Source organism: Telmatocola sphagniphila (genome assembly GCF_018398935.1).
Classification (GTDB): domain Bacteria; phylum Planctomycetota; class Planctomycetia; order Gemmatales; family Gemmataceae; genus Telmatocola; species Telmatocola sphagniphila.
Genome location: NZ_CP074694.1, coordinates 611,906 through 624,375, shown reverse-complemented (window position 1 = coordinate 624,375; position 12,470 = coordinate 611,906). Strand labels below are relative to the sequence as shown.

Here is a 12,470-nt window from a genome sequence, read left to right as displayed (position 1 = left end):
AAGACTATGCGTAAGTTCCTGGTATTGGGTTTCCTGATTGCTGCGGTCTCTCCCGTTTTCGGGTTAGATACCTCCGAATTGGATAAAAAGCAGATTGAATTTGCCACAACTGCGAGCCAGAAGGCGGGTCTTGAGAAAGCCACACTCGTGGAGACCGATCACTATCGATTCGTCGGTCACCTCTCCAAAGAAAAGGCGAATGCCCTCGCCAAAAATCTCACGAAACATGCAACCATCGCCGCGAAATTGGTGCGATTCAAGGACGACGACAAACCCTGGGAAGGCAAATTGACTATTTTTGCCTTCCCGGAACGCAATCAATTCACGGCCTTCGTCCGCAATCAGGAAGAACGGCGGGCCGAATCCGAAGAAAAATCGAGCTTCGCTCTGAAAGGCGAAATTCCCTACCTGGCCGTCTCTCTTTCCAATTTGAAACCGGCCGAACTCGAACCGAAGCTCATGGAAAGCATTTCGGAAGCGATTCTCAATCGCAAAGTCGGCGGAGTAGCCCAGTTCCCGGAATGGTTCCGGGAAGGGTTCGAAAAACTGGTGGTCCTGAAGTCGGTACCGGCCAATTATGCGACTTTCAAGACGCAGACCAAAGCCAAGTTCGGCCCGCGCGGTGTCTGGTACACGGCGGGCTTGCGGCACATCAGCGGCGAAACGATGGCGAACGAAAAATCCGAACTCAAGGATTTGCCGCTTTTGAAGGTCTCCTTCGTCGATTATCTACTCAACGGCCTACCCGACACGAAAGTCGAAGTGGCGTTGGGTAACTTCCGCGTCAGCGAAGAAAATCCCATGCCCAACATCGCCGGATTGTCGGCGTTAATCGAAGTCAAAGAGGGGGAAGATTGGAAAAAGAAATTGGAGTACGATTGGAAGACTTGGGCGGTAACCGGTAAGGAAGCGAAAGAACCCAAGAAGGATAGCAAAAAACCTTAAAGGATCGGCTGCCCTGAAGTAACCAGGGCAGTCAAGTTATAGCGATCTTTAAAATCAGAGCAGCAATTCCGGATCGAGCAGCCAACGCAACCGTCCGGTTCCTTTGGTTGCTTTTTCTTTAATATCCAGGCAAGCCACCGAGCCTTTGTTCAAACGGATCTTCGCTGACTTTCGGCCCAACAACCATCCGATAATCTGCCCCAGTTCCGGTTGATGTCCTATCAGCCAGGCATTTTCCCAACGACCGGCCGGGAGCGATTCCAACAAGGGCTTCCAATCGACTCCCGGCTTCAGACGATCGTCGAACTGCAAGGCTTTTAAAGGTTGGGTCCAGGTTCTTTGAAATACCTCGGCGGTTTGGCGCGAGCGCAGGAGCGGACTCGAAATGATCTTGGGTTTTTCCAAACCGACATATTTGAGATGCTGAGCGACCTTCCGGGCATCCTCCAAACCTTTGGGAGTAAGCGGACGATCTGCATCCTTTATCGTAGCTTTTTCGTCGAGCATCACCGCCTCAGCGTGACGCACAATGTATAAACGCATGGCATAATCCTCTCAGATTATGACCATCCTAGTAGTTGCTATCCCATCCGTGGACTGGAATTTACCTACGGTGAAGAATCTTCATAATTGATGGCCGTTAATTTCCGATCAATAAATATTTAGACAATCTTCATAACCTATTCCACCGTAACGCTTTTCGCCAGATTTCGCGGTTTATCCACATCGCAGCCCCGTAACAGCGCCACGTGGTAGGAAAACAGTTGCAGCGGGATGACCGCAACGAGCGGTTGCAGATATTCCGGAACATCGGGAATGAAAATGACATCGTCCGCTTTGGTGGCAATATATTCCGCTTTAGGGTCATTCTCGGTCGCTATGGCGATAATTGGTCCGCCGCGAGCTTTCACCTCTTCCAAATTGCTCATAACTTTATCAAAGATCGAGCCGCTGGGCACCAAGAAAATCGAAGGCGTCGATTTGTCCACGAGGGCGATCGGACCATGCTTCATTTCAGCCGCCGGATAGCCTTCCGCGTGAATGTAGCTGATTTCCTTAAGCTTTAAGGCCCCTTCCAGTGCGACTGGGAATAGATACTGGCGACCCATGTAGAGCATGTTGTTGTACTGGTGATATTTCTCGGCGATTTGCTTCACTTTATCGTGGCACTTGAGCGCCCTGCGGATCACATCGGGGATTCTTCGCAGTTCCTCAATCATCCTTGTGCCTTGAAGCGAGGAAAGGTGGCGCATCCGTCCCAGGTAAAGAGCCAGTAGCGTCAGAACGGTAACTTGCGAGGTGAAGGCTTTCGTGGAAGCCACGCCAATTTCCGGCCCGGCATGCAGATAAACCCCACCGTCGGCTTCCCGGGCGATGGTGCTACCGACAACGTTGCAGATCGCCAGGGCCGGGTGCCCTTTTCGCTTGGATTCCCGGAGAGCCGCCAGGGTATCCGCCGTCTCGCCCGATTGGGTGATGGCGATTACAATCGTGTTCTGATCCATGGGGGGATTGCGGTACCGAAACTCGCTCGCGTACTCCACTTCGACAGGGATTCGGGCGAATTCTTCAAAAAGATATTCGCCGACAATCCCAGCGTGATAACTGGTTCCACAGGCGGTGAGTATGATACGCTCCGCCCTCCGTAACCGCTGGGCATCGATATTCAAGCCGCCGAAGTGAGCCGAGGCATCTTCATCGCTCAAGCGGCCGCGCATGGCATTTTCAATTGATTCGGGCTGTTCGTAGATCTCTTTGAGCATGTAGTGGGGATAACCGTTGAGATCGGTCTCGGTATTCGTCCATTCGAACGAGTGAATTGGCGAATCGACCCGGCTGGATTGGTCGTTCTCGACGTTCCAGTCATCCGCGGTCACCAGACACAATTCGTGATCCTGCAGATAAACCACCTTTTGCGTGTGGCCGATTAAAGCACTGGAATCACTGGCGAGGTAATGCTCCCCTTCGCCGATGCCCAGTACCAACGGGCTTCCCAACCGGGCGCCGACCAGCAGGTTCGGGTTCTGCACGCTGATGACTGCCAGGCCCCAGGTTCCCTTGAGCAAGGGTAACGTTTGACGAACGGCCTCAGCGAGGTCGCCATTCATATTTTTGGCGATCAGATGAGCTATAACTTCGGTATCGGTCTGGCTTTTGAAGACGATCCCTTCATTTTCCAGTTGCTTCTTGAGCGTGGAATAATTTTCGATGACGCCGTTGTGCACCACGGCCACCTCCTTTTCCCCGTATCCGCCGAGGTGCGGGTGAGCATTGGTGTCGGAGGCGGAGCCATGGGTCGCCCAGCGGGTATGGCTAATGCCAACATGCCCTTTGACCGGCTCGCTTTGCAACAATTCGCTGAGCCTGGAAACGCGCCCGGCCTTCTTTCGGACGTGAATCTTGCCCTCCGATAGTACGGCCAGGCCGGAACTGTCATAACCGCGGTACTCTAATCGTTTCAGCCCTTCAATCATGATGGGCTCTGCCGATTTTTTTCCGATGTAGCCTACAATTCCACACATAGCTTGATTTCTCAATTGTTGGGACGACACAAACGGGCGATTAGCTTACTCAGGTAATTTCTGAAAGAGAAATTCTTCTCCCACCTGAATTGATATGCTACAAACCATTTAACTAGTTGTGCCATCAGTATTAAAGCATAGCATGAGGATTTGAACTTTATGGCCATAACGATAAGAGAATTGGAAATCGGCGATTTTCAGAAGGGATTTCTGGAAACCTTGGATCATATGTCCAAAACCGATTTAAGTGCGGAAGAAGCGATCGTGGTCTGGCGTGTGCGGTGCATGGCCGGCGTGCGGACGCTGGTGGCCGTGATCGACGGAAAGGTCGTTGGTACGGCGAGTTTGATTCTGGAACAAAAATATATTCACAAAGGGGGTATGATCGGCCACATCGAGGATGTCGCGGTGCACCCCGATCATAATGGAAAAGGCGTCGGCTCGGAACTCATCCGACACCTCAACCAGTTGGCCACCGACTTACGGTGTTACAAAGTGATTCTCAGTTGTTTTCAGGATTTGGTCCCGTTCTACAGCCGCTTAGGCTTTCGAGCGCATGATATTGGCATGCGTTTTGATTGTCCCAAGAGAGGCGATAGTCGAATTGTTACTCCCGATTGAGTTTTGGAACCCTAGCGTGCTTTATGAAGATTGGAATTATCAGCGATACACACGACAACGCCGAGCGAGTAGAAAAGGCTCTGAAAATCTTCCGCGATAACCAGGTGGGGCTTTTGATCCATTGTGGCGACATGACCAACATGGAAACGGCTTTGCTCTTCCAGAACATCCCCACCAATGCCGTTCTCGGGAACTGCGATATGAATGAGCAGGCAATTTCCAGTGCCATCGCCGTATCGGGTGGCCAATTCCACGGTCTTTCGGGCCAACTACTGATCGACAACCTGCAAATCGCCTGGACCCACGGCCACGACAAAAAGCTTTTGCACCATCTTGAGAATCTGGATAAGTGGGATTTCGTTTTTTACGGTCACACTCATATCGCGCGCATCGAACAGCGCGGGAAGACGACGATAATTAACCCGGGGGCCATTCAACGGGTGACTGTGCCAACCATTGGCGTCCTGGACTGCAAGACGAAGGAATACCAGTCGATTACGGTGGAGTAATCTCGCCCTTCGCCACAATCAAAGTGATTGTAACAATGCCCCTTTAGTTCGAATGAACGATTATTTCACATCTAATTAGAGCCGTAAATCGGCATCTCGCATCAGTATTTGTCCGATGGAATGCAACTTCAACAGCGAGTTCGATTTCCGGGAGCCGGATAAAGCCGAAAGCGGACCGACGTTGATGATGTGCATTCTCATACATGAGTCGCCCAAGAAGTAACGGGAAACGCCGCCGCGCTTTGAGCGCGGTGGCTCTCATTTCTTTTCCTGCGATCCCGTTAGAATCTTCGAATTCTGTTCAGAAAGAATAGCCAGAACTCTATCGTGCACCAGATCCAGATGCACCCGCAGGTTGTAATATTCTTCCATGTAACTTAAGGGTATTTCCACGTAAGCCACCTGCTGATCCAGGAGACTCAGCCGCTGAAGATTTCGCTCGGCCTCGGCCCTCGACATCCCTTCATACATCTTCAGATCGATGTGCCGCAGCTGCGAATACCAGCGGTAAATTCGCCGTCGAATTCGCCAACGCATCAAGGGGGGTGTAGCTCGAACCAGGGGCATCAGCAGCATGACCAGGGGAATGATCATGAGTTTCATGCGATCGAGGAAAGTGGCCAGCCAGAATGGAAGGAACCGCTGAAGAAACGGCGGCCCCGATTTCAAGAAATGCTCCGCATCCTCGTCCATCGGCAAGTCGACGAATTGCTTGGACGGGAATTCGCCATCCGCGGAAAGCAAATCTCCTCCGCCGTGCACCTTGGTTGCCGCTCCAAGCAGAAGGGCGATCAAGGCCGGGTGCATCGATCTGCGAGCGATCAAAGTCGCTGTCGGAGCGATGATCTTCGTATCCTTATAGGGAATGTTTGCCTTCAGATCGACCAAACCCGCGGGCAGAGTGATGCTCGACAGGAAATGGAAGCGCTTGGAGTAGGCGAGATTTTGCGACAATTCGAGGATCTGAATTTCCGGCGCCTGCAGTAACTGTCGAACGTAGACGGCTTCGATACTGGCGACGAGAAAGACCACATCGATCTTCTTCTCCTGAAGCAAGCTGGCCGCCTCGGTACCCGTGGCAGATAAAAGTTGCGAATTCTTTTCATCGATTCCGTTGATCGCCAGAAGTTGCTGAGCGACCGACCGGGTACCGCTCCCTTCCGGACCGATCGCAATGCGTTTCCCGATCAATTGACTGAGTTGATTGACCGTCGGCATGCCCTGCTGAAAAATCCAGAGAGGTTCGCGATACAGACTACAAAGCGCATTGAGATTTTCGCAGCTGGCCCGATCGGCAATACCCGATTGAACCAGGGCGACGGTCACATCTTTCGAATCATCCAGCAACCATTCCAGATTCTCGATCGAACCTTTGCTTTCGCGCACTTCGACATCGATTCCCTGCTTCAACAAAATCTGCTGGTATCGCAGCGCGAATTTGTAGTACTGCCCTTCGCGGACGCCGGAAGCGATCACGAGTTTTCGCGGGGGGGGCGCCTCCACGAAAAAAACATAAACGGACGCCAGGATTAACAGGCAGAGACCCAGAATCGACATCCAGGTCCAAAACGAGATGTAGACGTTCCCTGCCAGTTTTTCGGCCGATGAACTCTTGGAAAACGCCATACTCTAATCCTTATGACCTTTCGGCTGAAAACTTCCTGATCCTGTGCACTATAATCCTTCACCGAAATTGGCCGGTGCTTCAAATTTGTCCCCGATTACCGTTTCGGCGACCACCTGAATCTGTTTTTCATCGACGACGAGATCTTTCGTGTGAGCTCTCTGGATGGCCTCTTCGGTGCTGGTCGGATCCACTTTCCGACAGATCTCCTCCAAGTCGCTGCCGATTTTTCTTAAATCGTTCTGCCAGAGACTCGACTCGACCCCTTCTGGTATAACTTCCAGAAATTCTTCCAAAAGAAGAATCAGCCGCAGCAGATGTCGAAAAATTATCCCTTCCTGCCGAATGAGATCGCGTTGCTTGACATAGCGATTGAAATCCCCGTCGTACCGGAACACTTCGGCCGCCGCCCACACCGGTAGTACGGTCACATCATGGACTGCCGGATGCTTCGCCTCGAAGTAGAGAAACAATTTTTCCGCAAAATTGGGCTCTCGTTCCTCGGGCCATTCTTCCTCAATTTCCTCTTCATCCGTTTCTTCGCTCGGCTCCTTGGGAATATTGACTTTCAATAGCCCCAATTGCTCCAGTTGCGGGCGTAAAAATGTCGTTTCCAGGATTCCCGGTTTAACTTCCCAGGGGACGCGCACGTATTTCAGTAACGGACGGGGTAATTCGAGTACGCTTTCGAACGCCTGAATCCGTTCATCGGCATCGGCTTTGCCCAGCAGATCGACCAGGAAGGAACCATAAAGCGGGTGAACCGCTCGGAATGCGAGAAGGCGATCCATCGCGGGTGTGGGATGAGCCAGAATCGGCTGATAATTTTCGTCGACTTTTCCCACCTCGTTACGAATCACATCAGGCTCGAGTTTCACATACCCGGCATCGTGAAGGGTGAGGAGCATGGTTATCAACTGCTTTTCGCCAGCCACGATTCTTGGCTGGTCGAGCAGTCGCTTGCGGACGACCGTTCGAATGCGATCCACATCGGGAGAAGCTTTCAACAGATATGCCAAAAGTCTCCAGGGTAGCGGTCCCTTGGAGTAGAGCCGGGCAGCCGGGCCCGTTTTCAATTTTTCAAATGAAGATTCATTCCAATACTGCCTTTGGGAATTCCGCTCCGGCTTTTTGCGTTTCAACTCCTTTTTCTTTTTGATCAGAGTCGGATCCTTGGTGTCCTCGGGTATCGCATCGTACTGTTTGCGCCAGCGCAAAATGCGAACGTCATCTTCATGCGGAAGCGCAAATACGTGGCCCTGCGTATCGTACTGTGGCCGCCCCGCTCGGCCGAAAATCTGATGGGCCGTGCTAGGCTCGATCAGTTTTTCTTTCCCGAAGGGCCCTTTCATGAGACTCGAAACTACGACTGAGCGCGCCGGCAGATTGATCCCCGCCGCCAGCGTTTCGGTACAAACGGCCACCGAAAGGAGTTTTTTCTCGAACAATTCCTCGATTTTCCGTCGATAGATCGGCATAACGCCCGCATGATGGACGCCGACGCCGCGACGCAGCATTTGAATCAATTTGGGACCGGCCCCGGTTTTCCATTCGAGCTTATCGACCTCGGCAGCTAGCGCGGCCCTCTGCCCCGGAGCCATCACATCCAGTCCTTTAATCATCTCGGCAACCGACCAGCATTCATCTCGATTGAAGCAAAAAACCAGAGCCGGGGTTTTGCGGGTGTTGTCATCCCCTTTGGCCATATCGACCAGTAATTCACCGAGAAATTGATCCGGAACCCAATGATACGTCAGAGGAATTTTTCGCTCGAAGCCTTGAACCAAATCGATCTTGCGGTTGTGACAGCGCTCCAACCACTGGATGAACTCATGCGCATTACCCACCGTCGCGGAGAGCAGCATCAGACGCACATTCGACGGCAGCATCGAAAGACTCAGCTCCCAGACGATCCCTCTCTCCGGATCGGCAAAAGAGTGGAACTCATCCATCACCACGCCGAGCACCTTGGAAAAATCGAAACCCTCGGGATGCAATAAGCGATTGAGCAGAATCTCGGCCACGACGATCAGAACCTTGGCATCCGGATTCACCTTACGGTTTCCCGTGACCAGACCAACATCCTCTGGCTGAAAGCCCCAACGCACCGCCTGTATCTGCATCTCGTGGAACTTCTGCTCGGTCAGTGCGATTAACGGCGTGGTGTAGTAGGCCGTTTTGCCGGTCTGGAGGGCTTCGAAAAGAACGGACTGGGCGATCAGAGTTTTACCCGTTCCCGTGGGGGCGCAGACCATCACCCCTTGCTCGCTCTCGAACCATTTGAGAACGGCTTCCTCCTGAAGCGGATAGGGGGAATAAGGCAGTGTGCCCAGGTAATCGAAGGCCAATTCTTCACGGCTACGCAAGGATGTAGATCCCCTAGGAAAGATTCTCAATGAGCTTTATTAAAGCAGACTTTGCCTGCGCCGACGACAGATTCTCCCATAGCATCGAGAAGACTCGTTAACGAAAAGGCAAAGATTTGGGTTTCTAACTGTTTTGTTTCGGAAAACACCTCAGCTATGATAATAGAGCGTGGCGATGATATTGGAATTTCAGCCCTCCGGGAGTGTTCTGTGAGCAGCAAAAAATCTCCTACGCTGCATCTATTCAGTGAACTCGAGAATCCTCCGGAGACGCCGTCAAACGCGGTCGCCCAGGTTCCAGAACCCGCCGAGGAACCGGAACCCAGTATCCCCTTACCGAGTGTACACTCCTCCTGGCTGCCCTTCTTCCGCAAAGAATTTTCCAAACCTTACATGGCCGAGCTGCGGCAGTTTGTGGCCGACGAGCGCAAGCAGCATGCCGTCTATCCACCGGCACCCGAGGTCTTTCAGGCGTTTCAGCTGACGGGTCTGGCTGATTTGAAAGTCCTGGTCCTCGGGCAGGATCCCTACCACGGCGAGGGACAGGCCCACGGTTTGAGCTTCTCGGTGAAACCCGGCGTCAAACCGCCGCCGTCGTTAGTGAACATTTTCAAGGAGCTGATGAGCGATCTGGGCATAGCGATGCCAAAAAATGGCTACCTGAAGAGTTGGGCGGAACAAGGGGTAATGATGCTCAATGCCGTACTGACTGTCCGGGCAAATACACCCACCAGCCATAAAGATCGCGGTTGGGAGACGTTCACCGATGCCGCCATTGAAGAGATCAACCGCAAAGTCGATCCAGTGATTTTTGTTTTGTGGGGAGCCTATGCACAGAAAAAAGGTCGATTAATCGATGCGAAGAAGCATCACGTTTTGAAATCGGCCCATCCGTCCCCCTTCTCAGCCGACAGCGGTTTCTTCGGTTCCAGGCCATTTTCCCAGATCAATAAATTGCTGGAAAAAGAAGGCAAAACCCCAATCGAATGGGGCTACTGAACCTTCAGTCGGCGGATACCTCGGCTACCCAGCCGAATGATCATGCCATCTTCCGGAACGATCATCTGTTTGGGATCGGTAATCTTGGTGCGGTCGGCTCCAACGTTCACGGCCCCTTCAGTCACCTTCTGGCGGGCTTCGCTGTTGCTTTTAGCCAGGCCACACACGGCCACCAGTTTCGCGATGTTGATTTTGCCTTCGAACAGATCGGTAGTCGCCACGATCGCTTCGGGAATTTCCGCGGGATCCTGTCCCTTCGAAAAGCGATTTTCCCATTCTTTCTGGGCCGCTTCGGCCGCTTCGGCACCATGATAGAACGACACGATATCCTTACCCAGGGTTTTCTTGGCCGCCATGGGATGGGAGGAGATGAGGGCTTCAATTTCGGCAGCAGGTCTATCGGTCAAGAGTTCGAACCATTCCTTCAACAGGCTGTCCGGAATGCTCATCGTCTTACCAAACTGTTCGTTGGCCGGCTCCCCAATGCCGACATAATTGCCGAGGCTTTTGCCCATCCGACGATTGCCATCGAGCCCTCGTAAGATCGGCATGGTCATGCAGATTTGCGGCTCCTGGCCATCGATTTCCTGCAGCCGTCGCCCCATCATGAGATTGAAGAGTTGCTCACTGCCGCCGAGTTCGATATCGGCATGGATTTCGACGCTGTCGTGCCCCTGCATTAGAGGATACAGACATTCATGCATATAGATCGGTACCGAAGGTTCCGCTCGAAATCGCTTGGTAAAATCGTCGCGCTCCAGCATTCGTTGAATGGTGGTTTTGCTGGTGAGACTGAGCACGTCGAGAAAACTGAATTTGGAGAACCACTCGCCATTACGGCGTACTTCGGCCTTCTGAATGTCGATAACCTTCGCCACCTGCTTGAGGTAGTCGATGGCATTCTTCTCGACCTGTTCTTCCGTTAATCGCGCCCGGCTCTGATCCCGGCCACTGGGATCTCCGACCAGGGCCGTATAGTTTCCGATGATCAGCACGGCCTGATGGCCGAGTTCTTGAAAGAGACGTAGTTTACGCAGAGGAACGGTGTGGCCCAGATGGACATCGATTCCCGTGGGATCAATCCCATATTTTACCCGCAAAGGCTTGCCGGTAGCCTGACTTTTTTCGAGTTTTTTCCGCAGTTCCCCGGCAGGTTCGATCTGTTCGGTACCCCGGCGGAGGTGTTCTAATTGTTGGTCGATCGAAAGCACAGAGAGAATCCTTTTTCCCAAAGGCGAATTACTGCCCTTTTCTACGAATGCATCTGAAATTTGCCCACCGCCGGGAAGGCATTCCGGAAATGTTTAATCTCGGGATAGCGGGCAGAACTGGGCCAGCGAATCGTCAGAACATCGAATCGAACGGGAATATTTTTCAATTGGCGGCGTTGAAGAAATCTGAGTGCGGCCTGGGTCAGGCGTCTCTGTTTCTCAGCGTTGACGGACGCCGCTAGTTCCATGTGAGTGGCAAATTCGCTGGAGCGGACTTCCACAATGACTAATATTCGCTGATCGACTGCTAAAAGATCGATTTCGCCGGCGTGATCTTCCAGATTCTGGCCGATGATTTTGAAATGCTGGCGTCTTAAAAAACGATAGGCCGCCTTTTCCGAACGGCGGCCGAACCATCTGCGCCACCAGGGGTGGCGTGTGAAGGACAATTCTTTTTTGGGCTCGGGCAGGCTCATAGGTTCTATCGAGAATAAATCGTAGAACGCCAGCGAGCAAGCAAAAAGTGGCCTAGGCCACCGGTTTGGTCGTCTTGACCTTGAGTTCCTTGACGCGGGTAGCCTTACCGACGCGGTCGCGGAGGTAATAAAGTTTGGCACGCCGCACCTTACCGCTTCGCTTCACTTCAATCTTGGCGATCTTGGGCGAATTGAGCGGAAACGTCCGTTCCACACCTTCGCCCTGCACGATGCGGCGAACGACGAACGATTCGCAGATGCCTTCGCCCTTGCGGCCGATGACGGTCCCCGAGAAGACCTGGAGACGGCCCTTCTCGCCTGTTTCAATCCAGTGGTGCACATCGACGGTATCGCCGATGTTGAACGCATTGATCGTACGGGTCACATTCGACTTCTGCACTTCAGCCTGTTTGGCGGTCAGTTCACTCGCTTTGGCAACCTGAGCCTTTTCAACGGCTGAGATAAGTTTGGATTTCATGGATAATTTCCTGTTTCTTCGTCTTTCAAATTCGGTTCTATCGATCCCCGGCTGCGGAGTCTCGATTGTTCTTCTCGCCAGCGGGCTATTTCAGCATGGTTCCCGCTGAACAGCACTTCCGGCACATTCATTCCCCGAAAGTTCCGGGGCCGGGTGTATTGCGGATATTCTAATCTACCATCCACACTGTGCGATTCATCCACGGCACTCTGCTCGTCCCCCAGAACACCGGGGATGAGGCGAATGACCGTGTCGATCAACACCATCGACGGCACTTCACCGCCGTTACAGACGAAATCGCCGATGGAAATCTCCATCGGCTGCAATCCTTGCCGGATTCGATCGTCGAAACCTTCATATCGTCCGCATAGGAGAATCAAGCGTGGTTCGCGTGCCAATTCTTCGACCAACCTCTGATTCAGCCGACGGCCACCGGGAGTGAGCATTATCAGCTTTCCTGGTATTTCCGCTTTTGCCTGAACTTCTTCGACCGCGGCAAAAATCGGGTCGCACATCAGCACCATACCGGGTCCGCCGCCATAGGGCCGGTCATCCACGCTGTGGTGCTTACTTTTCGACCAATCGCGAAAATTCCAGGTGTGGATGTCCACGAGCTTTCGGTCGATGGCGATCTTCAGTATGCTCTGCGTCAGGTAACCCGAAAACAAATCCGGGAAGAGGGTCAGCACATCGAAGCGCATGACAACTTTTCCCGGATG

At 52.7% G+C, this 12,470-nt stretch carries 12 protein-coding genes; 4 read left to right on the top strand and 8 right to left on the bottom strand.

Features of this window, described 5'->3' with window-relative positions:
* Positions 1-6 precede the first annotated feature (6 nt).
* A complete protein-coding gene (locus KIH39_RS02735; protein WP_213497744.1) occupies positions 7-945 on the top strand; it encodes a hypothetical protein in 939 nt (312 codons plus the stop codon).
* Between the two features lie 54 nt (positions 946-999).
* On the opposite strand, the gene KIH39_RS02730 is transcribed toward KIH39_RS02735, so the two are convergent.
* Positions 1,000-1,488 carry a SixA phosphatase family protein gene (locus KIH39_RS02730; RefSeq protein ID WP_213497743.1) on the bottom strand — a complete coding sequence of 163 codons (489 nt, stop codon included), beginning with the start codon at positions 1,486-1,488 and terminating at the stop codon, positions 1,000-1,002.
* Between the two features lie 137 nt (positions 1,489-1,625).
* A complete protein-coding gene (gene glmS / locus KIH39_RS02725) occupies positions 1,626-3,467 on the bottom strand; it encodes a glutamine--fructose-6-phosphate transaminase (isomerizing) (protein ID WP_213497742.1) in 1,842 nt (613 codons plus the stop codon).
* Between the two features lie 159 nt (positions 3,468-3,626).
* On the opposite strand from glmS, the gene KIH39_RS02720 reads away from it, so the two are divergent.
* Positions 3,627-4,088: a GNAT family N-acetyltransferase gene (locus KIH39_RS02720; protein WP_213497741.1), complete on the top strand. Its 462-nt coding sequence runs from the start codon at positions 3,627-3,629 to the stop codon at positions 4,086-4,088.
* Between the two features lie 23 nt (positions 4,089-4,111).
* The gene (locus tag KIH39_RS02715; RefSeq protein ID WP_213497740.1) at positions 4,112-4,597 is read left to right on the top strand and encodes a YfcE family phosphodiesterase; all 486 of its coding nucleotides are present in this window, start codon (positions 4,112-4,114) and stop codon (positions 4,595-4,597) included.
* A gap of 258 nt (positions 4,598-4,855) precedes the next feature.
* Here the strand turns inward: KIH39_RS02715 and KIH39_RS02710 are convergent, their stop codons facing one another.
* Together KIH39_RS02710 and KIH39_RS02705 are read right to left on the bottom strand one after the other, a co-directional pair.
* On the bottom strand, positions 4,856-6,223 hold the full coding sequence (locus KIH39_RS02710) for a TAXI family TRAP transporter solute-binding subunit (protein WP_213497739.1): 1,368 nt from the start codon (positions 6,221-6,223) through the stop codon (positions 4,856-4,858).
* Between the two features lie 48 nt (positions 6,224-6,271).
* Complete coding sequence (locus KIH39_RS02705) at positions 6,272-8,587, bottom strand: DEAD/DEAH box helicase (protein WP_213497738.1); 2,316 nt, start codon at positions 8,585-8,587, stop codon at positions 6,272-6,274.
* 327 nt (positions 8,588-8,914) lie between these two features.
* Between KIH39_RS02705 and ung the strand changes: the two genes are divergently transcribed.
* A complete protein-coding gene (ung, locus tag KIH39_RS02700) occupies positions 8,915-9,586 on the top strand; it encodes a uracil-DNA glycosylase (protein WP_390623692.1) in 672 nt (223 codons plus the stop codon).
* Here ung and tyrS read toward each other — a convergent pair.
* The 4 genes from tyrS to trmD are packed head-to-tail and all read right to left on the bottom strand — an operon-like array spanning position 9,580 to position 12,452.
* Entirely contained in the window at positions 9,580-10,797 is a 1,218-nt protein-coding gene (gene tyrS / locus KIH39_RS02695) for a tyrosine--tRNA ligase (RefSeq protein WP_213497736.1), read from the bottom strand. The genes ung and tyrS overlap by 7 nt on opposite strands.
* 41 nt (positions 10,798-10,838) lie before the next feature.
* Positions 10,839-11,273, bottom strand: a complete 435-nt coding sequence (locus KIH39_RS02690) for a YraN family protein (RefSeq protein WP_213497735.1) — start codon at positions 11,271-11,273, stop codon at positions 10,839-10,841.
* Positions 11,274-11,325: 52 nt separating this feature from the next.
* Positions 11,326-11,751 (bottom strand): 50S ribosomal protein L19, encoded by a 426-nt coding sequence (rplS, locus tag KIH39_RS02685; protein WP_213497734.1) that lies wholly within the window; start codon positions 11,749-11,751, stop codon positions 11,326-11,328.
* Positions 11,748-12,452 (bottom strand): tRNA (guanosine(37)-N1)-methyltransferase TrmD, encoded by a 705-nt coding sequence (gene trmD / locus KIH39_RS02680; RefSeq protein WP_213497733.1) that lies wholly within the window; start codon positions 12,450-12,452, stop codon positions 11,748-11,750. Before trmD ends, rplS begins: the two co-directional genes overlap by 4 nt.
* Positions 12,453-12,470 lie beyond the last annotated feature (18 nt).

Coding starts and splice junctions, on each gene's coding strand:
- KIH39_RS02735 (WP_213497744.1), top strand. CDS start 7: ATGCGTAAGTTCCTGGTATTGGGTTTCCTGATTGCTGCGGTCTCTCCC.
- trmD (WP_213497733.1), bottom strand. CDS start 12,452: ATGCGCTTCGATGTGCTGACCCTCTTCCCGGATTTGTTTTCGGGTTAC.
- KIH39_RS02730 (WP_213497743.1), bottom strand. CDS start 1,488: ATGCGTTTATACATTGTGCGTCACGCTGAGGCGGTGATGCTCGACGAA.
- KIH39_RS02715 (WP_213497740.1), top strand. CDS start 4,112: ATGAAGATTGGAATTATCAGCGATACACACGACAACGCCGAGCGAGTA.
- KIH39_RS02690 (WP_213497735.1), bottom strand. CDS start 11,273: ATGAGCCTGCCCGAGCCCAAAAAAGAATTGTCCTTCACACGCCACCCC.
- KIH39_RS02720 (WP_213497741.1), top strand. CDS start 3,627: ATGGCCATAACGATAAGAGAATTGGAAATCGGCGATTTTCAGAAGGGA.
- KIH39_RS02710 (WP_213497739.1), bottom strand. CDS start 6,223: ATGGCGTTTTCCAAGAGTTCATCGGCCGAAAAACTGGCAGGGAACGTC.
- rplS (WP_213497734.1), bottom strand. CDS start 11,751: ATGAAATCCAAACTTATCTCAGCCGTTGAAAAGGCTCAGGTTGCCAAA.
- glmS (WP_213497742.1), bottom strand. CDS start 3,467: ATGTGTGGAATTGTAGGCTACATCGGAAAAAAATCGGCAGAGCCCATC.